Annotated in this window: 27 protein-coding genes and 2 tRNA genes; 17 read left to right on the top strand and 12 right to left on the bottom strand. The window is 64.2% G+C overall.

Annotation, left to right across the window (positions count from 1 at the left end; translation table 11 throughout):
* Positions 1 to 92: 92 nt before the first annotated feature.
* Genes NDI54_RS01495 through NDI54_RS01515 form a run of 5 tightly spaced genes read right to left on the bottom strand, consistent with a single transcriptional unit; the run spans position 93 to position 4,955 of the window.
* Positions 93 to 815, bottom strand: a complete 723-nt coding sequence (locus tag NDI54_RS01495) for an ABC transporter ATP-binding protein (protein WP_310894717.1) — start codon at positions 813 to 815, stop codon at positions 93 to 95.
* Complete coding sequence (locus tag NDI54_RS01500) at positions 812 to 1,624, bottom strand: ABC transporter ATP-binding protein (RefSeq protein WP_310894718.1); 813 nt, start codon at positions 1,622 to 1,624, stop codon at positions 812 to 814. The genes NDI54_RS01495 and NDI54_RS01500 overlap by 4 nt, the downstream gene beginning before the upstream one ends.
* Positions 1,617 to 2,726 carry a branched-chain amino acid ABC transporter permease gene (locus NDI54_RS01505; RefSeq protein WP_310894719.1) on the bottom strand — a complete coding sequence of 370 codons (1,110 nt, stop codon included), beginning with the start codon at positions 2,724 to 2,726 and terminating at the stop codon, positions 1,617 to 1,619. The genes NDI54_RS01500 and NDI54_RS01505 overlap by 8 nt, the downstream gene beginning before the upstream one ends.
* Positions 2,723 to 3,640 carry a branched-chain amino acid ABC transporter permease gene (locus NDI54_RS01510; RefSeq protein WP_310894720.1) on the bottom strand — a complete coding sequence of 306 codons (918 nt, stop codon included), beginning with the start codon at positions 3,638 to 3,640 and terminating at the stop codon, positions 2,723 to 2,725. The genes NDI54_RS01505 and NDI54_RS01510 overlap by 4 nt, the downstream gene beginning before the upstream one ends.
* A gap of 28 nt (positions 3,641 to 3,668) precedes the next feature.
* Positions 3,669 to 4,955, bottom strand: coding sequence for an ABC transporter substrate-binding protein (locus tag NDI54_RS01515; protein ID WP_310894721.1), 1,287 nt, complete (start codon positions 4,953 to 4,955; stop codon positions 3,669 to 3,671).
* 401 nt (positions 4,956 to 5,356) lie between these two features.
* Here NDI54_RS01515 and NDI54_RS01520 point away from each other — a divergent pair, with 401 nt between their 5' ends.
* Positions 5,357 to 6,193, top strand: a complete 837-nt coding sequence (locus NDI54_RS01520) for a proline dehydrogenase family protein (RefSeq protein ID WP_310894722.1) — start codon at positions 5,357 to 5,359, stop codon at positions 6,191 to 6,193.
* 4 nt (positions 6,194 to 6,197) lie between these two features.
* On the opposite strand, the gene NDI54_RS01525 is transcribed toward NDI54_RS01520, so the two are convergent.
* Positions 6,198 to 6,917 (bottom strand): helix-turn-helix domain-containing protein, encoded by a 720-nt coding sequence (locus NDI54_RS01525; protein ID WP_310894723.1) that lies wholly within the window; start codon positions 6,915 to 6,917, stop codon positions 6,198 to 6,200.
* A 198-nt stretch (positions 6,918 to 7,115) separates the two neighbouring features.
* On the opposite strand from NDI54_RS01525, the gene NDI54_RS01530 reads away from it, so the two are divergent.
* The 9 genes from NDI54_RS01530 (at position 7,116) to NDI54_RS01570 (ending at position 13,513) form a co-directional block, all read left to right on the top strand.
* Positions 7,116 to 8,639: an aldehyde dehydrogenase family protein gene (locus tag NDI54_RS01530; RefSeq protein WP_310894724.1), complete on the top strand. Its 1,524-nt coding sequence runs from the start codon at positions 7,116 to 7,118 to the stop codon at positions 8,637 to 8,639.
* Positions 8,632 to 8,757, top strand: a complete 126-nt coding sequence (locus NDI54_RS01535) for a hypothetical protein (protein WP_310894725.1) — start codon at positions 8,632 to 8,634, stop codon at positions 8,755 to 8,757. Before NDI54_RS01530 ends, NDI54_RS01535 begins: the two co-directional genes overlap by 8 nt.
* A gap of 232 nt (positions 8,758 to 8,989) precedes the next feature.
* On the top strand, positions 8,990 to 9,286 hold the full coding sequence (locus tag NDI54_RS01540) for a toxin-antitoxin system TumE family protein (protein WP_406600164.1): 297 nt from the start codon (positions 8,990 to 8,992) through the stop codon (positions 9,284 to 9,286).
* 19 nt (positions 9,287 to 9,305) lie between these two features.
* Positions 9,306 to 9,713, top strand: a complete 408-nt coding sequence (locus NDI54_RS01545) for an HVO_A0114 family putative DNA-binding protein (RefSeq protein ID WP_310894727.1) — start codon at positions 9,306 to 9,308, stop codon at positions 9,711 to 9,713.
* A 119-nt stretch (positions 9,714 to 9,832) separates the two neighbouring features.
* The gene (eif1A, locus tag NDI54_RS01550) at positions 9,833 to 10,120 is read left to right on the top strand and encodes a translation initiation factor eIF-1A (protein ID WP_310894728.1); all 288 of its coding nucleotides are present in this window, start codon (positions 9,833 to 9,835) and stop codon (positions 10,118 to 10,120) included.
* 41 nt (positions 10,121 to 10,161) lie between these two features.
* Positions 10,162 to 11,097 (top strand): serine/threonine-protein kinase Rio1, encoded by a 936-nt coding sequence (gene rio1 / locus NDI54_RS01555; protein ID WP_310894729.1) that lies wholly within the window; start codon positions 10,162 to 10,164, stop codon positions 11,095 to 11,097.
* Positions 11,098 to 11,305: 208 nt separating this feature from the next.
* Positions 11,306 to 12,355, top strand: a complete 1,050-nt coding sequence (locus NDI54_RS01560; RefSeq protein WP_310895138.1) for a two-component system sensor histidine kinase NtrB — start codon at positions 11,306 to 11,308, stop codon at positions 12,353 to 12,355.
* Positions 12,356 to 12,450: 95 nt separating this feature from the next.
* Positions 12,451 to 12,999: a KH domain-containing protein gene (locus tag NDI54_RS01565; RefSeq protein ID WP_310894730.1), complete on the top strand. Its 549-nt coding sequence runs from the start codon at positions 12,451 to 12,453 to the stop codon at positions 12,997 to 12,999.
* Between the two features lie 73 nt (positions 13,000 to 13,072).
* Entirely contained in the window at positions 13,073 to 13,513 is a 441-nt protein-coding gene (locus NDI54_RS01570; RefSeq protein ID WP_310894731.1) for an acyl-CoA thioesterase, read from the top strand.
* Between the two features lie 64 nt (positions 13,514 to 13,577).
* Here NDI54_RS01570 and NDI54_RS01575 read toward each other — a convergent pair whose 3' ends face one another.
* The 5 genes from NDI54_RS01575 to NDI54_RS01595 form a co-directional block, all read right to left on the bottom strand.
* Complete coding sequence (locus NDI54_RS01575) at positions 13,578 to 13,847, bottom strand: hypothetical protein (RefSeq protein ID WP_310894732.1); 270 nt, start codon at positions 13,845 to 13,847, stop codon at positions 13,578 to 13,580.
* Positions 13,844 to 14,083, bottom strand: a complete 240-nt coding sequence (locus NDI54_RS01580) for a hypothetical protein (protein WP_310894733.1) — start codon at positions 14,081 to 14,083, stop codon at positions 13,844 to 13,846. Before NDI54_RS01580 ends, NDI54_RS01575 begins: the two co-directional genes overlap by 4 nt.
* 77 nt (positions 14,084 to 14,160) lie before the next feature.
* Complete coding sequence (locus tag NDI54_RS01585; RefSeq protein WP_310894734.1) at positions 14,161 to 14,397, bottom strand: hypothetical protein; 237 nt, start codon at positions 14,395 to 14,397, stop codon at positions 14,161 to 14,163.
* A gap of 370 nt (positions 14,398 to 14,767) precedes the next feature.
* Positions 14,768 to 14,839 (bottom strand) — tRNA-Thr (locus NDI54_RS01590).
* Between the two features lie 67 nt (positions 14,840 to 14,906).
* The gene (locus NDI54_RS01595) at positions 14,907 to 15,563 is read right to left on the bottom strand and encodes a DUF7114 family protein (protein ID WP_310894735.1); all 657 of its coding nucleotides are present in this window, start codon (positions 15,561 to 15,563) and stop codon (positions 14,907 to 14,909) included.
* Positions 15,564 to 15,623: 60 nt separating this feature from the next.
* On the opposite strand from NDI54_RS01595, the gene NDI54_RS01600 reads away from it, so the two are divergent.
* Entirely contained in the window at positions 15,624 to 16,298 is a 675-nt protein-coding gene (locus NDI54_RS01600; protein ID WP_310894736.1) for an enoyl-CoA hydratase/isomerase family protein, read from the top strand.
* Positions 16,299 to 16,336: 38 nt separating this feature from the next.
* Positions 16,337 to 17,113, top strand: coding sequence for a DUF3105 domain-containing protein (locus tag NDI54_RS01605; protein WP_310894737.1), 777 nt, complete (start codon positions 16,337 to 16,339; stop codon positions 17,111 to 17,113).
* A 25-nt stretch (positions 17,114 to 17,138) separates the two neighbouring features.
* On the opposite strand, the gene NDI54_RS01610 is transcribed toward NDI54_RS01605, so the two are convergent.
* Complete coding sequence (locus tag NDI54_RS01610) at positions 17,139 to 17,972, bottom strand: NAD+ synthase (protein ID WP_310894738.1); 834 nt, start codon at positions 17,970 to 17,972, stop codon at positions 17,139 to 17,141.
* Positions 17,973 to 18,200: 228 nt separating this feature from the next.
* On the opposite strand from NDI54_RS01610, the gene NDI54_RS01615 reads away from it, so the two are divergent.
* The 5 genes from NDI54_RS01615 to NDI54_RS01635 all read left to right on the top strand — a co-directional run bounded on the left by NDI54_RS01615 (position 18,201) and on the right by NDI54_RS01635 (position 22,103).
* Positions 18,201 to 18,271: transfer RNA gene (locus tag NDI54_RS01615), tRNA-Gly, on the top strand.
* A gap of 517 nt (positions 18,272 to 18,788) precedes the next feature.
* On the top strand, positions 18,789 to 19,796 hold the full coding sequence (locus tag NDI54_RS01620; RefSeq protein ID WP_310894739.1) for an AAA family ATPase: 1,008 nt from the start codon (positions 18,789 to 18,791) through the stop codon (positions 19,794 to 19,796).
* 192 nt (positions 19,797 to 19,988) lie between these two features.
* A complete protein-coding gene (locus NDI54_RS01625; RefSeq protein WP_004516108.1) occupies positions 19,989 to 20,297 on the top strand; it encodes a 30S ribosomal protein S24e in 309 nt (102 codons plus the stop codon).
* The gene (locus NDI54_RS01630) at positions 20,298 to 20,432 is read left to right on the top strand and encodes a 30S ribosomal protein S27ae (RefSeq protein ID WP_310894740.1); all 135 of its coding nucleotides are present in this window, start codon (positions 20,298 to 20,300) and stop codon (positions 20,430 to 20,432) included. It begins immediately after the preceding gene.
* A 9-nt stretch (positions 20,433 to 20,441) separates the two neighbouring features.
* Complete coding sequence (locus NDI54_RS01635; RefSeq protein ID WP_310894741.1) at positions 20,442 to 22,103, top strand: bifunctional N(6)-L-threonylcarbamoyladenine synthase/serine/threonine protein kinase; 1,662 nt, start codon at positions 20,442 to 20,444, stop codon at positions 22,101 to 22,103.
* Positions 22,104 to 22,146 lie beyond the last annotated feature (43 nt).

A 22,146-nucleotide genomic window follows, 5' to 3' on the forward strand; every position in this document is an offset into this window, starting at 1 on the left:
TGTTCGGTCAGTCGCGACTGCGCGACAGGAGAGAGATAGGTTCGTATCCATAGATCGTGTGTCGTTGGTTCGAAACTGAACCGGCGGTGGTATCAGCGGCGCGATTCGCCGCCGAGGTACAGCCGGGAGACCTCGGGGTCGTCCAGCAGCGAGTCGGCCTCGCCCTCGAACTTGACCGTCCCCTGGTCGAGGACGAACCCGCGGTCGGAGATGCCCAGCCCCTCGCGGGCGTTCTGCTCGACCATCAGAATCGACGTGCCGAGTTCGTTGACCGTCTCCACGTCGTCGAACACCTCCTTGGCGGTGTTCGGAGCCAGCCCGGCGCTTGGCTCGTCGATGAGTAACACGTCGGGCTCCATCACGAGCGCGCGGGCAAAGGCCAGCACCTGCCGCTGGCCGCCCGACAGTGTCTTCGCGTTGGCGGTGCGCTTGTCGTCGAGGATGGGGAACCGGTCGTACAGTTCGCCGACGACCTCGTCGAGGCCGCTGTCGCGGGCGACCCCGCCCATCCGGAGGTTCTCGTCGATGGTCAGCGACCCGAAGACGTTCTCGGTCTGTGGGACGTAGCCGACGCCGATCCGGACGATGTCCTCGGGAGCCATCCCACCGATTTCGCGGTCACCGAGACGGACCGAACCGGTCCAGGGCTCCAGCATGCCGAACACCGTCTTGAGGACGGTGGACTTGCCGGCCCCGTTCGGGCCGACGAGGCAGGCGATTTCGCCCTCACCCAGCGTCAGCGAGAGATCGTCAAGCACCTGCACCTCGCCGTAGCCGCTGTCGACACCGTCGACGGTGAGTATCGGGTCGGTCATTCCGACGGCCCTCCCAGGTAGGCGTCGATGACGCGCTCGTCGCTCCGGACCGCCTCGGGCGGCCCCTCGACGAGGACACTCCCCTGGTTGAGGACGATAATCGGATCGGCCAGCCGCATGATGAAGTTCATGTCGTGTTCGATGATGAGGAAGGTGATCCCCTCCTCGTTGAGTTCCTCGATGAACCCCGCTAGCTTGTCGGCCAGCACGGGGTTGACGCCGGCAACGGGCTCGTCCAGCAGGAGCAGGTCGGGTTCGGCCATCATCCCGCGGGCCAGTTCGACCAGTTTCATCTGTCCGCCCGAGAGGTCCGTCGCGGGCTGGGTCGCCAGGTCGCCGATCTCGAACCGTTCGAGCATCTGCTGGGCCTGTTCGAGCGAGCGCCGTTCCTCCCGCTCGACGGTCTCGGGCGAGGTGAACAGCGGGATTATCGATTCCCCAGTCTGGTCGTGTGGTCCCACAAGCAGCGCCTCCCGGACGGTCATTCCCTCCGGTTTGCGCGGCGTCTGGAACGTCCGGATCATCCCCTGATCGGCGATTTCGTGGGGGTCCTGGCCGGTCACGTCGACGCCGTTGACCGCGACGGAGCCAGCGTCAGGCTCGTAGAAGCCCGACACGAGGTTGAACAGCGTCGATTTGCCGGCTCCGTTTGGGCCGATGAGGCCCGTGATGGTGCCGCGTTCGACCTCGATGGACGCGTCGTCCGTCGCCACGAGGCCGCCGAATCGCTTCTCCAGGCCCCGTGCGCGAAGCACCGGGTCGTCCTTCCCGAGAACGGGTCCGTCGGAGACGAGCGACTGCTCACTCATCGCGACCACCGCCCAGCGAGTCGGGCCAGATGAGTTCGCGCTCCGGCGGGAGGATCCCCTCCGGGCGGAGCCTGACGATGAAGATGATGAGCAGACCGACCAGCATGAGCCGGAGCGGTGCCGCGCCGATGGGCAGCGCGCCCGTGTCGGTCAGGAAGCGCGTCCCCTGCTGGATGGCGACGATGGTGAACCCGCCCAGCATCGCGCCGCGGTCGCTGCCGGTGCCCCCGAGGATGACGGCGACCCAGACGTAGAACGTCGTGATCGGCTGGAGGTCCGAGGGACTGACGAACAACACGAGGTGGGAGTAGAACACGCCCGCGAGCGCCATGATGAGGCTCCCGATGACGAACGCCTGCATCTTGAACGCGAAGGTGTTCTTGCCCAGCGTCTCCGCGAGGTCCTCGTCGGTCCGGATCGTCCGCAGGACGCGGCCCCACGGCGACTGGTGGATCCGACGGAGGAACAGGTAGACGGCCGCGACGATCACCGAGACCAGCACGACGTTCAGCGCGCTGGTGACGACCGACTGGCTCATGTAGAACAGCGAGGTCCCCCCCACGTTGAACACGTACGGGTAGGTCAGGTCGCCGAGTACGGGCCAGTCGGAGAAAAACAGCGGAATCCCGGTCAGGCCGGCGCTGCCCGCCGTCCACTGTGATTCGTTGAGGATGAAGATACGCACGACCTCCGCGAGCCCCAGCGACGCGATGGCGAGGTAGTCATCCCGGAGCTTCAGCGTCGGGTAGCCGATAATCACCGCGAGCACCGCGGCGAGACCGAGACCGCCAAACAGCGCGATAACGGGACTGACGCCGCCGGAGATCGGCGAGCCGGACGCCGTCAGCAGCGCGGTCCCGTACGCGCCGAGGCCGAAGAAGGCCGCGACGCTGAAGTTGATCATGCCGCCGTACCCCCACTGGACGTTCAGCCCCATCGAGAGGAGCATGTACATCGCCGACAGCCCGACCAGATACAGCAGGTACGCCGGGGCGAGGAAGCCGGTGATAACCGCGAGGAGCAGGAACGCGGCAAGCGCGGCGAGCAGTCCCGCAACGCCCTTCTCGCGGGGCGAGTACGCACCGACATCGAGCGCGCTCATGTCATATCACCCGCGATGCCGCGGGGCCTGACAAGCAGGACCGCGACCATGATGACGAACGCGACGGCCGGTGCGTAGGCGTTGCTGATCGGGAGTCCGATGTCGCCAAGCAGCGGCGTCAGTTCGTGGAGCATCCCGATGAGCAGCCCACCGAGCATCGCTCCGTACACCGAGCCGATACCGCCGAGGATGACCGCGGCGAACACGACCAGCAGGATGTTGAAGCCGATACGCGGGTCGAGTTGGCTGTACAGCGCGAGGAAAACGCCACCAGCGGCGGCCAGCGCGCTGCCGACGACCCACATGACGAGAATGACGCGGTCGGTTCGGATACCGCTCACGCGTGCGAGGTCGGGGTTGTCGGCCGTCGCACGCATCTTCCGGCCCAGCGTCGTCCGCTGAAGCAGGAGGTGCAACGCAACCACGAGCACCGCCGCGCTGACGATAATTGCGACATCACGCTGTGTCACTGCGACATCGAGGGTGTCCAGCAGCAGCGGAATCGGGCCGCTACGGGTGATATCGTACTGCAGGAAATCCGTTCCGAAGGACGCCTGTAGTACCGCGCGGTAGACGAACGCCACGCCGATGCTCGTGATGAGCAGCCCGATCGAGTCCGTATCGAGTGGCTTGTACACGAGGATGTGAGTCAGGACGGCGACGACGGCTGCAAGCGCCATCCCGACGGCCAGCGACAGGAAGAACCCGATCGGGAGACCGAGAACGGTGCCGCCGAGGCCGCCCAGAACACCGAACGCGACGAAGGCCCCGTAGGCACCCAGCGTCATCGTATCGCCGTGTGCGAAGTTCGCGAAGTCGGCGATGCTGTAGACCAGCGAGAGCCCGATACTCCCGAGGATGATGATACTACTGAAGACGAGCCCGTTTGCCAGGTACTGTAATATCTGCGCCATTGGTGAAAATGGAAAGGTCGCGGCCGCCTTAGCCCTCGATGAAGCCGCCGGATTCGTAGGCGTGGTCCACGACTTCGAACACCTGCAGCAACCCGACCGGGTCACCGTTCTCGTCGAGGTCTATTGGGCCGCTGACGCCGGTGTAGTCCACATCAGACGGCGAGCCGCCGTTCGCCAGAATCTCGTGTGCGTCCTCGTAGCTGGTCGCTTCCTCGCCTTCGGGCCGGGTCACGTCCCGAACAACCTCCATGAGCGCCGAGCCGGTGAACTCGTCGGCGGCTTCGATGGCGAGTGCGCTGACGACCACCGCATCGTAGGCGTAGGCCGACCACGACGTGGGTTCCTCGCCGAAGCGGTCCTCGAACTCCGAGACGAACGCCTGGTAGTTCTCGGCGTCCTGGGGAACGCTCGGCACCACAGCCTTCATTCCGTCGAGACTTCCCTGGGGAGCCGATTCGAGGACTTTCGGTCCTTTGACGCTGTCGCCACCGTACCAGGCGGCCTGGTCGGTGACGCCCAGGTCGAACGCCTCCTGGGACATCGTGGCGAACTCCGGCTGGTAGGTGATGAACACCCACGCGTCAGCGTCGGTGTCAGACATCGAGGAGATGGTGCTGCTGTAGGAGGATTGGCCCTGGTCGTGGGGTTGGTTGTAGACGATGTCCCCGTCGAACGCCTCGACGAAGGCCTCGCCGACGGACTGGCCGTAGTCGTTGTTGATCCAGGCCAGCGCGGCGGAGCCGTTGCCGTCATCTTCGAGAAGCGTCGCAATCGCTTCCGCCTGCGCCTTGCCGGCCGGCGGCATCCGGAGCAGGTCCGGGTAGTTCGTCAGGTTCGGGCTGGTGCTGTTCTGGCTGATCTGGACGACATCGGTGTTCTGGACGACGCTCTCGTGTATGGCCGTACTGACACCGCTCCCGACGGTCCCGATGAGCAGCGGGACCTCCTCCTGGTTGACGAGTGTCTGAGCCGCACTGACCCCGCCCTGACTCGTACTCTGGTCGTCCTGCTGTGAGATCGCCAGTTCGCCGCCGCCGACGCCGACGGCGTTGACATCGTCAAGCGCGATCTCCTTGCCGCGCTGGTTCCGCTGGCCGAACGCGGACAGCGAACCGGAGAGGCTGTCTACCATCCCGATGGTGTAGGTTTCGGAGCCGGAGTCCGTCGAGGTATCCGTCGATTCGCCGTCACCGCCGTCGCCGCCGCTGTCTTCGGGAGCCCCCCCGGAACAGCCGGCGAGGCCGACGAGTCCGGCGCTGGCCGCAGCCTTGATTATGCTCCGCCTGTCGATCGATCGCGTGTCATTGTCGTTCATGATATACTGATAGCTTGTTTCGGAACGCCCTGTATAGTCGTGTCCCCGTCCATGGTAGGCCCCATGTTCTGCCGCCTGTACGGCAAGCCCTGAATTAATACTTTTGAAAGGTATTTCATCCCCGGCGTATCGTATGGAACAAACAAAAATTGCCACGAGAGGAGTTCATTCAGTCGGAGAGCCGACCCGCTATCTCGACTCTGAACTCGATGCTGGCAGACATATCTAGTTATTGTCCAATCAGAACGACAGCAGAAGGACACAGCACGGCCGAGCAGAGTGTGTGATCGGGCCGGCGATGAAACGCGCAGCGGTTTCACTGCCGCTTGTTTTCACCTAGATTGGTCTGATTTTTTTGGTAGGGGGTCTATTTAGGCTAATATAGTGGCGTAGATTCGGTAATGATCCCGCCGATAGCGAACAACTTCGTCGCCGGGGAGACAGCGCCGGGGGCACTCGACCACGTCGCCGCGCTCAACGACGACGATGTCAAGGGAATCTTGAATCTGTTAGGCGAACACTACGACGAGCGCCAGCCAGCTGACGAGGACGCCGACGCATACATCGAACTGATCAAGGAAATCGACAGAAGCGGCCTCGACTGCTGTATCTCAGTCAAACCCTCCCAGATCGGCCTCGATGTCGGCGACGACGTGTTCGTCGAGAACCTCGAACAGATCGTCGCGGCGGGCGACGACCACGGCGTCTTCGTCTGGGTCGACATGGAGGATTACACCACGACCGACGTGACCCTCGACGCGTACGAGCGACTCGTCACGGCCCACGAGGGCGGCGTCGGCGTCTGCACGCAGGCGAACCTCAAGCGCACCCCGGATGACCTCGAACGGCTCGCCCCCCTGCCCGGCAAGGTTCGGCTGGTCAAGGGAGCTTACTCCGAGCCCAAGCGTGTCTCCTACAAGAAGAAAGAGCGCGTCAACGAAGCCTACCGGGACTGCCTCGAACTGATGTTCGAGACGTTCGAGGGCGGTGTCGCCGTCGGCAGCCACGACCCGGCGATGATCGACTACGCCAAGGACCTCCACGACGAGTACGGCACCGACTACGAGGTCCAGATGCTGATGGGCGTCCGCGACGACGCCCAGCGCGACCTCGCGGCGGAGGGCGTTCCGATGTGGCAGTACATTCCCTACGGCGACAAATGGTTCTCCTACTTCTACCGGCGTGTCCGCGAGCGCAAGGAGAACGCGCTGTTTGCCGTTCGGGCCGTCCTGAACTGAACAGTTACGACGTGTCCGGGTCGAGCAGTTTCGCCTCGGCCTTCCGGAGGTGTTCGAGCAACGTCGTTTTCGAGACACCGAGTTTCGACGCGAGTTCGCGTGTCGAGATGCCACGGGGCCACGCGTAGTAGTCTTCCTGTCTGGCGAGTTCGAACGCCTCTCGCTGGCTGTCCGAGAGCCGGTCCATCCGCCGAAGCTGCCCCGGGTTGCCGCCGCCGGCGGACGTGATTCGAGTTACCTCGATGTCGGCCGACTGTTCCTCGCGGATCTCTTCGAGGAGCGACTCGGCCTCGTCGCGGGACTCCGGGAAAAACACCGGCCAGTGTTCGCGGCCGTGCCGGACGCGGACCGGGTCGTTGTGGATGAACCCCCGCGAGAGGAGGCTGTCGCTGATGGTGTTGTCCGGGTCGTACTCGACGAACAGCTCACGGGTCGTGTTCCCCGGAGAAGTCCCCGTCCCGGTCGCGCCGTGGCGCTCGCGCAGTTCCAGCACTGACTCCGTTAGCGACGAGTCGCGGGTCGCCTGGATGAGGTCTTCAACGTCGCTAATACTGTCGGCGTACGCCGTGAACAGGCCCTTTACGCTGCCGTTCTGTGTGTTGTACACGCCGTGAGCCAACAGCCCAGCCGCCGTCTTGTCGGTGACTTCGAGCGTCCAACAGTCCGGATGCCAGATGCTCAGGGTGAGTTGGAGTCCGCCGTCCGCTGATTGTACCTCGCTCATAGTGGGCGCCCTCCGTATGAGGGATTCCTAAGAGAAATCACGCTATGGACGCCAATAAAGGTGCGGTTAATAAGGGGAACACCGACCATGGGCGGTAATGCCGGGTTTTCGATGAGTCGTAAGCCGATGACTAACAGGGGGTGACCCCTGACCATGGACGGTGGTAGATATTGGTGGGACTAGTGAGAAATCACAGCTATGAGTGCAGACGACTCACGACGACACTACATCGACGGTGACTGGACGACAGGCACCGGCGACGAAACGTTCACGAGCCAGAACCCGGCCACCGGCGAGGCGCTCGCCTCGTTCCACCGCGGAACCGAAGACGACGTAGACCGCGCGCTGGCCGCGGCGGAGGACGCCTACGACGAGTGGCGCTCGCTCTCACACATCGACCGCGCGGAGTACCTCTGGGACATCTACCACGAACTCCGCGACCGCCACGAGGAACTCGGCGAAATCGTCACCATGGAGTGTGGCAAGGAGATCAGCGAAGGGCTGGCCGACGTAACCGAGTCCTGGCATATGGTGGAGTGGGCCGCCGGTAACGCCCGCCACCCCCACGGCGACGTGGTCCCCTCCGAAATCGCCAGCAAGGACGCCTACATGCGCCGCAAGTCGAAAGGTGTCGTCGGCTGTATCACGCCGTGGAACTTCCCGGTCGCCATCCCGTTCTGGCACCTCGCGGTGACGCTGGTCGAGGGCAACACCGTCGTCTGGAAGCCCGCCGAGCAGACCCCGTGGTGTGCCCACATCATCGCCGAGATGTTCGAGGATTCGGGCATCCCGGACGGCGTATTCAACCTCGTCCAGGGCTACGGCGACGCCGGCAACGCCATCGTCGAGGACGACCGCGTCGAGACGGTTCTGTTCACGGGCAGCGCCGAAGTCGGCCACCAGATCGCCTCGAAGGTCGGCGGCCAGCCCGGCAAGATCGCCGCCTGCGAGATGGGCGGGAAGAACGCCGTCGTCATCACCGAAGAAGCGGACCTCGACATCGCCGTCCACTCGGCCGTGATGTCCAGCTTCAAGACGACCGGCCAGCGCTGTGTCTCCTCGGAGCGACTCATCGTCCACGAAGACCTGTACGACGAGTTCAAAGAGCGGTTCGTCGACGTGGCCCAAGACATCGCCGTCGGCGACCCGCTGGAGGAAGACACCTTCATGGGGCCGCTCATCGAGGACGGGCAGGTCGAGAAGTTCAAACGCTACAACGACCTCGCCCGCGAGGAGGGCGCGAACGTGCTCGTCGACCGCGCCGACCTCGGTGCCGAGGAGATCCCCGACGGCCACGAGGAGGGCCACTGGGTCGGCCCGTTCGTCTACGAGATCGACTACGACGAGGACCTGCGCTGTATCAACGAAGAGGTGTTCGGTCCCCACGTCGCGCTGCTGGAATACTCGGGCGACTTCGACCGCGCGCTGGAGATGCACAACAGCGTCGACTACGGCCTCGCCGGGGCCATCATCTCCGAGGACTACCGCCAGATCAACCAGTTCCGCGACGAAGCGGAAATCGGACTCGCCTACGGGAACCTCCCGTGTATCGGCGCGGAAGTCCACCTGCCATTCGGCGGCGTCAAGAAGTCCGGCAACGGCCTCCCGAGCGGCCGCGAGGTCATCGAGGCCGTCACCGAACGCACCGCCTGGACGCTGAACAACTCCAAGGACATCGAGATGGCCCAGGGCCTGTCGGCCGACATCATCACCGATGAGTAAGGTCCAGTCACAGCCGGTCGGCTCAGTCTGTCCGCGCTGTCGCGGCGAGACGACGACGGCGAACGGCATCGAGACCTGCACCGACTGTTCGTGGGTCGGCTGTCTCGGCGCTGACTGAGCGACGATTCACGAGGGGCAGTTTTGCATCCTGGCCCTACTGTCTGTCCCACCTACTTTGCCGCTGGTCGCAGTATTGGTTCTGTTACGACAGGGCTGTGCTCTGCTGTCGTGGTATTATGTCGGTGCAGTCGGCGGTTTGCCGGCTCAGGACGGAGTGCGAAATCGACTCCCGTAATCGTTAGTCCTCACCCTAACGTTCATACTGTTAGGGACAAAACTAACAGTTATCGATAGGCAGCGATGTCGAGGTGCTGGAAGACGAAATTCAGGCCTACGACGACGGCACTGTCGCTCGGATACGCATCCTCGACGTGCCCCAATCTGACCAGTACCCGGAGGGCGTCAAGTACGCGTTCCACTACGGCGAGGCTGGCGCTGACGACCCCATCATCCGCTTCGACAACCACCACGGCCCGCACGAACTGCATATCGCAGGGCAGGTGTTCGAAATCGGATTCGAGGGCCTGCAACCACTGTATCGGACCTGGCGAGCCGCACTCCCGCCCGAGAAACGCATCGAATGGTAACTCACACGTATCCCAACCCATGACTCGAACGCTTCACATCACCATCGGCACGCGACCAGACCGTAGCGACCTCGCGGACACGCTCGGGGCTATCGACGCTGACGAAGCCGTTGAGCCCAATCCGTCCCGACTGTGCATCGAGAGTCTGGCAACGTTTGGCCGCATCTTCCGGCCGACGAACCTCGAACTGCTCGAAGCCATTGTCGAACACGAGCCCGAAAGCATCCGCGAACTCGCTCGTCTCGTCGAGAGACACCCCCCGGAAGTCACCGAGAACGTCCATGAACTCGCCGACTACGGGCTCATCGAACTGGAAGACGAAGGGCGTGCGAAGCGACCGACAGTCTGGTATGACGAGTTCGAGTTCTCCGGTGATGTTCCGCTCCGTGGGCTGGATCCTGACAGCGACACGCCAGTTGCCCCGTAGTGCCGCTGTCGTGACAGCGCGGGATCGCCCCGGCCCACAGCCCTTTGCCGGCGGTCCGGACCCCCGTACGCGGTCCAATTTTTCCAAACCTTAAACCTCTCCCCGTCGAAGTATCGTCTATGAGCGACAACGACAGCAGAAAGAACCTGCGGATGCCGGAAGAGGACGAGGTGTTCGCCATCGTCATGGACATGCTTGGCGCGAACCGCGTCAAGGTACGCTGTATGGACGGTGTCGAACGCACAGCCCGGATTCCGGGCAAGATGCAAAAACGGATCTGGATACGGGAAGACGATGTCGTGCTGGTCGAACCCTGGGACTGGCAAGACGAGAAGGCCGATATCACGTGGCGCTACGAGAAACAGGACGCCGACCAGCTCCGCGAGGAGGGACACATCCAGGAGTAGTCTGATATGTATCTGGCCGCGGGCTCGACGGGGGTGCAAGCGTGACCGAGGGGCAGTTCGGCCTGCTCGACACGGACGATGTCGACTCGCCGGGCGACGAGTGGGAGGAGGTCGACGTGTCCGACACGGAAGCCGACCGTATCGCCCGCAAGCGGGACCGCGAGTTCAGCGAGTTCCGCGAGCGCATCAAGGACGCCGACCAGTTCAAGGTCGAGGCTAGCGTCTTCGACGACGCCACCTACGGCGCGCTGTACAAACTCGTTCAGGACGGCCACATCGACGCCTTCGGCGGCCCGATTTCGACTGGGAAAGAGGCCAACGTCTACACGGCACTCTCCGGTGACAAGGAGGTCGCCGTCAAGGTGTACCGCATCAACGCCTCCGATTTCAAGGACATGCGGGGCTACCTCGACGGCGACCCCCGCTTCGAGGGCATCGGCTCGGACAAGAAGAAGGTCGTCACCGCGTGGGTGCGCAAGGAATCGTCGAACCTCAAGCGCGCCCGCCGGGCCGGCGTCCGGACGCCCGAACCCATCGCCGTCGAGCGCAACGTCCTCGTGATGGAGTACCTCGGGACCGAGGACGGCCGCAGTAAGCGCCTCTCCGAGGTCCACATCGAGAACCCCGAAACCGCCTACGAGGTCGTCAAGGAGTACACCCGCCGGCTGTACGACGCCGGCCTCGTCCACGGCGACCTCTCGGAGTACAACATCGTCTTCCACGAGGGGCAGTTATATATTATCGACCTCGGGCAGGCGGTGACCATCCACCACCCCAACGCCGACGACTTCCTGGAACGGGACTGTCGCAACGTCGCGAACTTCTTCGCCAGACAGGGCGTCGACGCGACGCCCGATGAGCTACTCTCGTACGTCCGGGAGTACGCGACACCGAAGGACAAGGACGACACAGCGCCGGGCAGCGACGACGACGCCGTGCCACAGGGGACGCCGGCAGACCGCCGCGACGACGAGTGAGTATCGGGCAGTACTACTCATGCCCCCACTCTGAGGCGAGCGAACCGCACTACTGCGCTCTTGTTACCCGGTTCATCACAACGCAGCTAACTGTGAAAACCGCAGTACGTAACCTATTAGCTGTCCTATGCTTTGGTATGAGTTATCATTCACAGTGGCCCTCGTACCGTGTGAACTGCCGCTGGCCGCCCACGGATCGGTACGGCTGATGGATACCACACCATCGAACAGCGGTTCGGACCAGCAATCAACGCACGGCGACGATTCGGTGTCTGAGCGCCTCATCGAAGGGCTGTCGTCGCACGCGGTGTTCATGCTCGACACTGACGGCACCATCACGACCTGGCCCGACCCGGCCAACGTGCTGTATGGCTACGACCGGGACGCGACGGTCGGCCACCACGTCGACATGCTGTTTGCCGACCCCGACGAGATGGAGACGACCGTCGAGTCGCTGCTGGCGGAAGCAAAAGACAGTCCCGTCGAGACCCAACACTGGCACCGGCAGGCCGACGGCTCGGTGTTCTGGGCCACCCTCTCGCTCTCGCCGCTCGGTGATGGAGAACTGGATGGATTCGTCGCAGTCAGCCAGGACACGACCGAGAAACACCAGTACGACAAGATGCTGGAACGCCAGAACGACCGGCTCAAGGAGTTCACCGACATCCTCGCCCACGACCTGAAGAGTCCGCTGAGCGTTATCTCCTCGCGGGTGCATCTGGCCCGCGAAACCGGTGACCAGGAACACCTCGATGCACTCGAAGAGACGAGCGACAGGATGGCCCGTCTCGTCGACGACCTGCTCTCGGTCGCCAAACAGGGCAACGTCGTCACCGACCCGGAAACGACCGATGTCGAGTCGGTCGTCGACACAGCCTGGGAAGGGGCCGGCGGAGCCAGCGAACGAGCCACGCTCCAGTACGACCACATCGGTTCGGTGAGCGCTGACGGCGACCGACTCATCGAACTGTTCGAGAACCTCTTTCAGAACAGCATTCGACACGGCGACGGCGCCGTTATCGTTCGCGTCGGCCCGCTGAAGCACGGCTTCTACGTCGAGGATGACGGCCCCGGAATCCCGGACGACATCAAAGATGACGTGTTCGACCACGGCTTCACCACGTCCGAGGACGGCAGCGGCTACGGGCTCTCTATCGTCCGCACCATCGCCGGCGCACACGGCTGGGACATCATCGTCACCGACAGCGAGACAGGCGGCGCACGCTTCGAAATCACCGGCGTCGAGTTTCTGGACTGAGATGGCGTCTGTCGGCAGACGACCGCCAGGTATGCGTCAGTCCCGCGACTGCCGAAGTTTTAAACAGGCAGACCCTCCTACAGAGAGGTATACTTATGCAACACGTGAAGATTCCGCAGGACCGTATCGGTGTGTTGATCGGCGAAGGCGGTGCGACCATGCGCGAGATCGAGGAGCGCGCAGAGGTCCGGCTGGATATCGACTCCGAAGACGGCACGGTGAAAGTCGAGTCCGTCGGCGACCCCGTGACGGCGCTGAAAGGCCCCGACATCGTGAAGGCCATCGGCCGCGGGTTCGCGCCCGACGACGCGCTGGCACTGCTTGAGGACGACATGATGATGTTCGAACTCATCGATATCGAGGCCGCCTCCCGCAACAAGAACGACTTCCGCCGCCAGAAGGGCCGACTCATCGGCGAGGGCGGCCGAACGCGGGAACTCATGCAGGAACTCTCCGGCGCGGCCGTCGTCATCTACGGCTCGACGCTTGGTATCATCGGCGGCCCAGAGCAGGTCGACGCCGTGCGAGAAGCCGCCGAGATGATTCTCGACGGTGCGCCGCATGGCTCCGTGTACTCGTTCCTCGAACGCAAACACAACGAGATGAAGCACAAAGGCCTCGAATACCACCAGTTCACCGGATAGACGGCTGTCGACAGACACGGCGCGTCACTGAGAACCACCACACTGTTTTCCGAGCACCGTGCCAAGCGCTGCTATGCCGACCATCGACGAAACACATATCGTCAACCGCGAGCGCGTCCAGCCGACCCACGCGAACAACTATCAGAGCGCCCACGGGGGGATCGTCATGAAATGGATGGACGAGATCGGGGCGATGTCGGCCATGCGGGCCGCCAGGGAGTCCTGTGTGACCGCCCAGATGTCGAGCGTCGACTTCGAACGCCCCATCCCCATCGGCGACACCGCGCTCATCGAGTCCTACGCCTACGCGACCGGCCGGACCAGCGTCCGGGTTCGGATCGAAGTCGCCCGCGAGGACCCACACACCGGCGACACCGAGGAGACGACCAGCGCGTACGCGACCTTCGTCGCCATCGAAGACGGTACGCCAACTCCGGTCCCGGACCTGACCGCCGAGACCGAGGCGGCCAAGCAACTGCGGGAAACGGCGCTCGCCGAGGAGCCAGACAGGTAGCCGGCGGGGACCGACAGCACAACGTCGACGACAACGGAGTCGCTTTCGCGCGCCACGCTCAGCGCTAAATGGTGCGCGGCGTGTCGAAGTAATCGAGCATATCCAGCACCGCACCCATGATGAAACTGATGACGGCGATGACCAGGACGAGCCCGGTGAGAAGTGTCGAAATCGGCGGGGCGAGCATGAACTGGAACGCGGCGATGAAGACGCAGGTGACCATCCCAACGACTAGCAGGAATGAGCCTGCGCTGGGGTCGTCACCGGTGAGGAACTCGAGTCCGGCGAGGAAACCGGTAGTCTCCGGCGGGTCCTCGGCAACCTCTTCGGTCATTGCCCGACCTCAGACTGTCCGGTCTCCGCGGCCCGCTGAATAATCTGCACGAGGTGTGACACCCAGAGCCCGCCGGTAAATCCGAACAACGCGGAGACGATGACGGCTTTCGTGAGCGTTCCGAGCGGGGCAGCTGCCGCTAGCAGACAGAGTCCGCCGAAGAGGAGCATCAGTCCGTACTGGATTCGGGTATCGATATCGAGGCGTGAGATGGTCTGGGCGAGGGTTGAGCGCATGTGTGGATAGTAGTGGCTGGTCGAACGGCGGCTGGTTGTGGCGCGATACGACGACAGAAACCGGCAGCGGCACCTGTTCAGGTAGCGTCCTCTTGGAGAAGCCGTTTGATTTCGCCGAGCCTGCGGTACGTGGCGAGTCCGAGGATGGTCGCGGGCCAGAGGCCGATGAACTGGCCCCGCTGTTTGTCGCCGCGGACGTAGTAGAAATACAGCGCCAGGGCAACGGACGCGACGGACGCCAGCACGGCGGGACCCATGCGGCCACTCTCGTCTGTAGATGCCGCATCTGCCGTCTCGTCGTGTGTGGTATTCACATGCAATGTTAGGCCTACAGCGGGATATCCCTTTGGAAAAGGTCATCAAAACGAGAAGTCTCGAAAGCGGGCTACGTTCGGGAGGGTAACTGCCGCTATTACAGTCCCTGTCTACGGAACACCGCCGCTTTGCACAGTTAGTTGGTCATAGAAACCCTCGGCGGGGATTCAAATCTCGGTTCCGGTCACCCGACCACAGTAGTTGTTGGCGACGGAACGCCTGGTAGAAGCGTGCTCCGAAAAAGCCTAGGCCGGAATTTGAACCAGAGGAAGACTCTCGCTGGTCGTCTTCCAGGGATTCAAATCCCGGATCCGGCGTGTCACGCGCTCCGGACCCATCGCTGGCGCTCTGGGTTAGTCGCTTGGAAAAAGCCTAGGCCGGAATTTGAATCCGGGGTCTCGTCCTTACCAAGGACGCGCTTTACCGCTAAGCTACCCAGGCACGCATCAATGTGTATCCGGCAATTGTCTAAAGTCGTTTCGATTCGGGGCCGGTGTGTCGATTAGTATCAGTGGTCGGCGGCGGCCTCGGTCCCGTCGCCGGTAGGCTGTTCGGCCCCCGCACGCGCTCGGAGCGCGTCGGCCACGTCCTCACCGAGCAGGTCGGCATTCGACGGGAGGCCGTCGGCGGCCAGTTCGGTCGCGTACTCGCGGAGCGTCGGCGTGGGTCGGATACCGGCGGCAGTGACACCGGCGACGACGGCGAGTTCCAGAATGTCGGTTTCGAGGGCGGCGTCGAGGCGCTCGTCGTCGGTCGTCCGGCGGACCGTCTGGTCGTGGCCAAAGGAGCGAACGACGGAGACGGCGGCGTCGGCGGCCTCGGTCCTGGCAAGCAGGTAGAAGCCACGCGAGACGAGGATATCGGCGATGAGGATGTCCAGGTCCGCCGTGTCGCGGTCGCCGTTGACCCAGGGATCATCGTGAGCCAACTGGCGAGTGAGCGAGAGGCCCTCGTAGATGAGTTGGACGCCGGCAGCCCGGTCAGCGACGCCGTCGGTCAGGTCGACCGGCGGATCGCTGGTTGCCCCTGCGCTAACGAGCGTCAGGACGCCGGGCGCCAGTGACGCGTCGTCGAGGCGGGCGTCGATCCGCCCGTGGAGCCGGTCAGGCTCGACATCGTCGACTGCCGCCAACGCTGCTCGGCGAACTGCCGCCACTTCCTCCATTATGAGGGTCTAGCGACGGGAAGGGCAAAGACCTTTGGAAACCGCAGAGTCACAGCAGGCATGGTACAGACCACGAACGGCGATGGTATCCGGACGCTGACGCTGGACCGGCCCGACCAGCGCAACGCCCTCACCAGCGCGGCGCTTCGCAATCTCGAATCAGCGGTCGAGTCGGCGACCGAGCCAGTGCTGTACCTCCACGGCGCTGGCGAGGCGTTCTGTGCCGGGGCGGATCTCGACGAGGTCAAGGCCCTCGATTCGGAAAGCGCCCAAACGTTTGCGGCGCTGGGCCAGCGGGTCGCCCGGACGCTCGAATCCTACGACGGGGCCGTCGTCGCCGGTATCGACGGGGCGGCGCGGGGCGGCGGCGTCGAACTGGCGCTGGCCTGCGATATCCGGGTAGCGACGCCCGACGCGACCCTGGCCGAAACGGGCGTCAAGCTCGGCCTGTTCGGGGCCTGGGGCGGAACGGCGCGGCTCCCCGACATCGTCGGGACCGGCGAGGCGCTTGACATCGCGCTGTCGGGCCGAACGCTGGACGCCGAGACGGCCCTGCGAATGGGCTTGATCTCTCGGATCACCGCCGAACCGCGAGCCGTCGCCGAAGAACTGGCGGCTGTCGATGCGGACGCACTCCGAACGCTGAAAGACCGGATACGGGACGACGCCGACCGGGAAACACAGGAGCGCCGCGAACAGGAGGCCTTCGCCGTTCTCAACGCGGACGACGGGTAGGAAAGAGTACAAGACCACCCCTCGCTTACGGGCTGGCAATGGCTGACTGTGAGTACTGCGGGGAATCGTTCGATGACGAGGACGTGTATCTCGACCACCTCGCTGATGCCCACGACGGCGAACTGGGCGCTATCGACCGACGGCGGGTCAAGAAGCACGCTGGGGGCGACGACGACGGCGATCTTCCGGTGGGACCGATCATCATCGGTGTCGTCGTCGTGCTCGCAATCGGAGTGGCAGCGTATGCGACCCAGCTGAGCGGGGGTGGCGACAGCGGGGTCGACAGCGAAGACCTGATCGGAACCGCTGACGCACAGCCGCTCTCACCCGTGGAGGCCAACGGGACCGAGGCGTCATCGCTGGCTGACTCCGGCGACAGCGACCAACTGGCCGATGTCGAGCAATTCCCCGATCGGGGGGCCAACCACGTCGCACAGGGCAGCGCCATCGACTACGAGCGGGTGCCGCCACTGTCCGGAACGCACTACGGTTCAACTGTGAGTGCGGGCTTCTACGAGGCGACGCCGCTGCTCGGCTCGCTCGTCCACACGCTCGAACACGGCGCGGTCATCATCTACTACGACCCGGACGCGATCTCGCCCGAAGCCAGAGAGAGCCTTCGGGAGTTCGCTAGCGTCCATACCGGGACCTGGCAGAGCGTCGTCGTCGCGCCGAACCCCAGCGACGACCCCAGAGCCCCCTACGTCGTGACGGCGTGGCAACACGAACTAACGATGGACAGCTACGACGCCGAAACCGTCCACGCGTTCCTCTCGGAGTACCTTGGTCGCGGCCCGGAGAACCCAGTCCGCTAAGTCGCACTGACGAATTAGAGGCGACTCAGTACAGCGGCTCCGGACCCGGGGGCATCGCCCGCTTGTGGGCGCTCGATTCGTACATTTCACGGACAGTCTCGACGGCATCTATCGGGACGCCGATCCGGTCGGCTGTCGCGGCTGCCGGAACGCCGCCGTCGATGTGCAAGGCAAGAATCGAGTCGAGCGTGTCGTAGTCCATCCCCATCTCGTCGGCGTCAGTCTGGCCGGACCACATCTCGGCGCTGGCGGTCTTCTCAGCGAGGTCGTCCGGAACGCCGACGTGTTTCGCCAGCTGTCGGACCTGCTGTTTGTACAGCGCCGCAATCGGGTGGCAGTCGACCGCGCCGTCGCCGTACTTCGTGTAGTAGCCCACCAGCGCCTCGCTGCGGTTTCCAGTCCCCAGTACTAGCGACTCCTCGTGGTTGCCGACGAGATAGTTCAGCACCGCCCGGCAGCGAACCCGAAGGTTGCCGACGGCGAGTTGGTCGCCCTCGGCGTCGGGGTAGGCGTCGAGGAACGCGTCGACCAGCGGATTGATTTCGATAACGTCGTAGTCGATGCCCAGCAGGTCGTTGGCGACTCGCTCGGCGTCGCTCATGTTGTCCGCGCGGTTGGCCTCGCTTGGCATCACGAGCCCGTGGACGGCGTCACGGCCCAGCGCCTCGACGGCCAGGTGGGAGACGAGCGTGCTGTCGATACCGCCCGAGAGCCCCATCACGACGGTGTCGACACCCGCGGCGTCGACCTGGCCCTCGATGAACGACGTGATGTGGTCGCGATGGGCGTCCAGTTCAGCCTCGGAGAACGTCAGGTCGAACGGGTCCTCAGCCCGGACGACGGAGTCGGCCGTTGCCATATCTGTTGGTTGGCCGGGCGGAACTAATACCCATCCATCGGCGCGATATTTTCGGACGGCCGTCCAGTCGAAGCGCTACGTTCAAGTGCGGTCGCTGTTGACAGTTCGGTACGAAGTGCGTGCAGTGTGCAGGTTCGATGGACCTGCAACGAGCAGTAGTGCGCCGGTGGTGAGCGATTCCGTAGGAATCGCGAGCCTCGGCGCGCGAGTGAACGTAGTGAACGATGCGCGCCGGTGGTCCAGTGGTAGGACATTGCCTTCCCAAGGCAATAGCCCGGGTTCAATTCCCGGCCGGCGCACTCCCTGCGGTCGTTTGCCGCCCGATGTTCGCGAACGCGTTGCGTTCGCTCACTCCCGGCCGGCGGGTTTTGCTGCGAGCAACCCGCGAGCAGCAAATACAGTCGAAAATCAGCACACGTAGACGGTGTACAATGCCAGCGCCGCTGATCGCAGCGAAACGATTCTAGGTACGTAGAGTGAACGGTTATGTGAGAAGAATGTGTAGTACGTTAACGTATGCCTCGACCATCCACACGGCCCCATAATCACCTCCGGGAATGTAAGAAATGCGACGAGCCGGTGATCAAAACAGCCGACGCGGAGTTCGAGTGCGTGGAATGTGGATGGCAGCCAGCCGTGGACAGTCTGCTCTCGTGAGGCTCGGGGACCACCGATGCTGGTGTGTCGGTCGCTTTGGGTTTCGGTCGTGAGAGGCGTCACCGAACGCGCCGCGACTGCACCATTGAGACCAGCGAGGAGCGTGAGCCTGCGGACCGCGGGATACTTGTCGGGGCCGGGCATACCCAGTCTCAACAGATGGACGCGCCGCTGTGGACGGAGACACACGCCCCGGAGTTGTCGGAGATCCCCCAGCCGAAGGCCCGCGAGCACCTGCAGGGAGCCATCGAGGAGCCGATGAACCTGCTGGTCCACGGGCCGAAGGGAAGCGGGAAGACGGCCGCCGTCCGGGCCTTTGCCCGCGAAGTCCACGAGAACCCCGACGCGGACTTCACCGAACTCAACGTCGCCGACGTGTTCGACATGACGAAAAAGGAGGTCGCCAACGACCCGCGGTTCTCGTCGTTCATCGACAGCAAGCGCCGCCGCGAATCCTCGAAGGCCGACCTCATCAACCACGTCCTCAAGGAGTCCGCCAGCTACTCGCCGGTGTCTGGCAGCTACAAGACCATCCTGCTGGACAACGCCGAGGAGATGCGCGAGGACTTCCAGCAGGCGCTGCGTCGGGTGATGGAACAGTACTACGAGGCGACGCAGTTCGTCATCGCGACACGCCAGCCGTCGGCGGTCATCCCGCCGATCCGCTCGCGGTGTTTCCCGGTCGTGATGCGCGAGCCGACCCACGAGGAGACGGCGTCCGTGCTGGAGGACATCGTCACCGCGGAGGGCGTCGACCACGACGACGAGGGCATCGAGTACGTCGCCGGCTACGCGGAGGGTGACCTCCGGACGGCGGTGCTGGCCGCCCAGACGACCGCCGAAGCCGAAGGAGCGGTGACGATGGACGCCGCCTTCGAGACGCTGAACGCCGTCGAGGCCGACGACCAGGTCGAGCAGATGATCGACGCGGCCGAGGACGGGCGCTTTACCGATGCTCGCTCGACGCTCGATGACCTGCTCGTCGACGAAGGCCACGGCGCGGCCGACATTCTCGACGACATGCTCGAAGTGGCACGGTCGCGGTACTCCGGCGACCGACTGGCCGAGATCCATCGGCTGGCCGGCGAGACGGACATGGCGCTGGTCGACGCGGCAAACGAGCGGATCCACCTCTCGCACCTGCTCGCGCAACTGGGCGAGCGGTAAGCACGACGCCGACCGTTATTGCGCTGTGGACGCTATACCAGCCAGAGCTGGCCGCTGGAGTGCGTGCCGCTGGTATCTCCGAACCGCGACACAGCGCGGCTCGGGGAATCGCGGACGATCGGCCGTCAAGCCGGCGTCAACCGCTTCGAAATCCTTTTACGCGCTTCGGCGGGTAGATACGGACAACGAACCATGGATATCGACATCATCGAAGAAGACGAAAATCCCATGTTGCACCGAACGGACGTCCGGTTCGAGGTCGTCCACGACGAAGCTACCCCGTCCCGTCTCTCTGTCCGCGACTCTCTTGCGGCCACGCTGAACAAGGACGCCGAGGAAGTCGTCATCCACAAGCTCGACACCAAGTTCGGCATGCGGAAGACGGTCGGCTACGCGAAGGTCTACGACAACCCCGAGTACGCCCGCGATGTCGAGCAGGACCACATGCTCGAACGCAACAAGATCGTCGCCGACGGCGAGGAAGAGGCGGAGGAAGCATAGATGCCACACAACGAGTACTACAACGACGACGGCGAACTCGACCGCGAGAACTGTCCCCGGTGTGGTGACACCGTCCTCGCCGAACACGAGGACCGCCAGCACTGCGGTAAGTGCGGCTACACCGAGTGGAAGTAAGGCCACCCGATGCGTATTCTGGGTATCGAAGGTACCGCCTGGGCAGCCAGTGCTGCGGTGTTCGAGACGCCGGACCCAGCGCAGGTAACCGACGATGACCACGTTTTCATCGAGACTGACGCCTACGCCCCCGACAGCGGCGGCATCCATCCACGCGAGGCCGCCGAGCACATGGGCGAGGCCATTCCGACCGTCATCGAGACAGCCATCGAGCACGCACACGAACGTGCGGCCGCTGGCAGTACGAACGATGGCGGTGGCAGCGGCCCGCCAATCGACGCCGTCGCCTTCGCTCGCGGCCCGGGGCTTGGTCCCTGCCTTCGCATCGTCGCCACAGCAGCCAGAGCCGTCGCCCAGCGCTTCGACGTGCCGCTGGTCGGCGTGAACCACATGGTCGCCCACCTCGAAGTGGGCCGCCATCGCTCGGGTTTTGATTCGCCGGTGTGCCTGAACGCATCCGGCGCGAACGCACACATTCTGGGCTACCGGAACGGCCGCTACCGCGTGCTCGGCGAGACGATGGACACCGGCGTCGGCAACGCCATCGACAAGTTCACCCGTCACATCGGCTGGTCCCATCCCGGCGGGCCGAAAGTCGAGCAACACGCCCGCGACGGCGAGTACCACGAACTGCCCTACGTCGTCAAGGGGATGGACTTCTCCTTCTCGGGCATTATGAGCGCCGCCAAGCAGGCCGTCGATAGCGGTGTTCCAGTAGACGATGTCTGTCGCGGGATGGAGGAGACCATTTTCGCGATGCTAACGGAGGTCTCCGAGCGGGCGCTGTCGCTGACCGGCGCTGACGAACTGGTACTGGGCGGCGGCGTCGGCCAGAACGACCGCCTCCAGCGGATGCTCGGCGAGATGTGCGAGCAACGCGGCGCGGCGTTTTACGCCCCCGAAAATCGCTTCCTGCGGGACAACGCCGGGATGATCGCGATGCTCGGCGCGAAGATGTACGCAGCCGGAGACACCATCGCTATCGAGGACTCCCGCATCGACTCGAACTTCCGGCCCGACGAGGTGGCCGTCACCTGGCGCGGCCCCGAGGAGTCAGTCGACAGCTATCCGACGGATGCAGAGGAGGTCCAGGGTGCGGAGGCGGCCGTCCGCTTCGAGGGGGACCGCGTCGTCAAGGAGCGCGTGCCGCGGAGCTACCGCCACCCGACGCTCGACGACCGACTCAGGACCGAACGCACCCGACAGGAGGCCCGGCTCACCAGCGAAGCCCGCCGCCACGGTGTCCCGACGCCACTGGTCCGAGACGTAGACCCACAGGAGTCCCGCATCGTCTTCCAGCGAGTGGGCGACACGGACCTCCGCGAGGGGCTGTCCGCGGACCGCGTCGCGGACGTGGGTCGCTGGCTCGCTCGCATCCACGACGCCGGCTTCGTCCACGGCGACCCGACGACGCGGAACGTCCGGGTCGGTAGCCGCGGTGACTGGCCGGACCGGACCTTCCTCATCGACTTCGGTCTGGGCTACTACACGCAGGAGGCCGAGGACCACGCGATGGACCTCCACGTCCTCGCCCAGTCGCTCGCCGGGACCGCTGACGACCCCGAAACGCTGCTGTCGGCCGCCGAAGACGCCTATCGAACTGAGAGCGACCACGCCGACGCGGTGTTCGCCAGTCTCGATGACATCGAGGGCCGGGGCCGGTATCAGTAGGGAGGAGTCACCGGGTGGTACTTCCGCCCGGTCTCGCCGCCGA

The sequence above is a fragment of the Haloarcula terrestris genome (genome assembly GCF_031624315.1).
GTDB classification, from domain to species: domain Archaea; phylum Halobacteriota; class Halobacteria; order Halobacteriales; family Haloarculaceae; genus Haloarcula; species Haloarcula terrestris.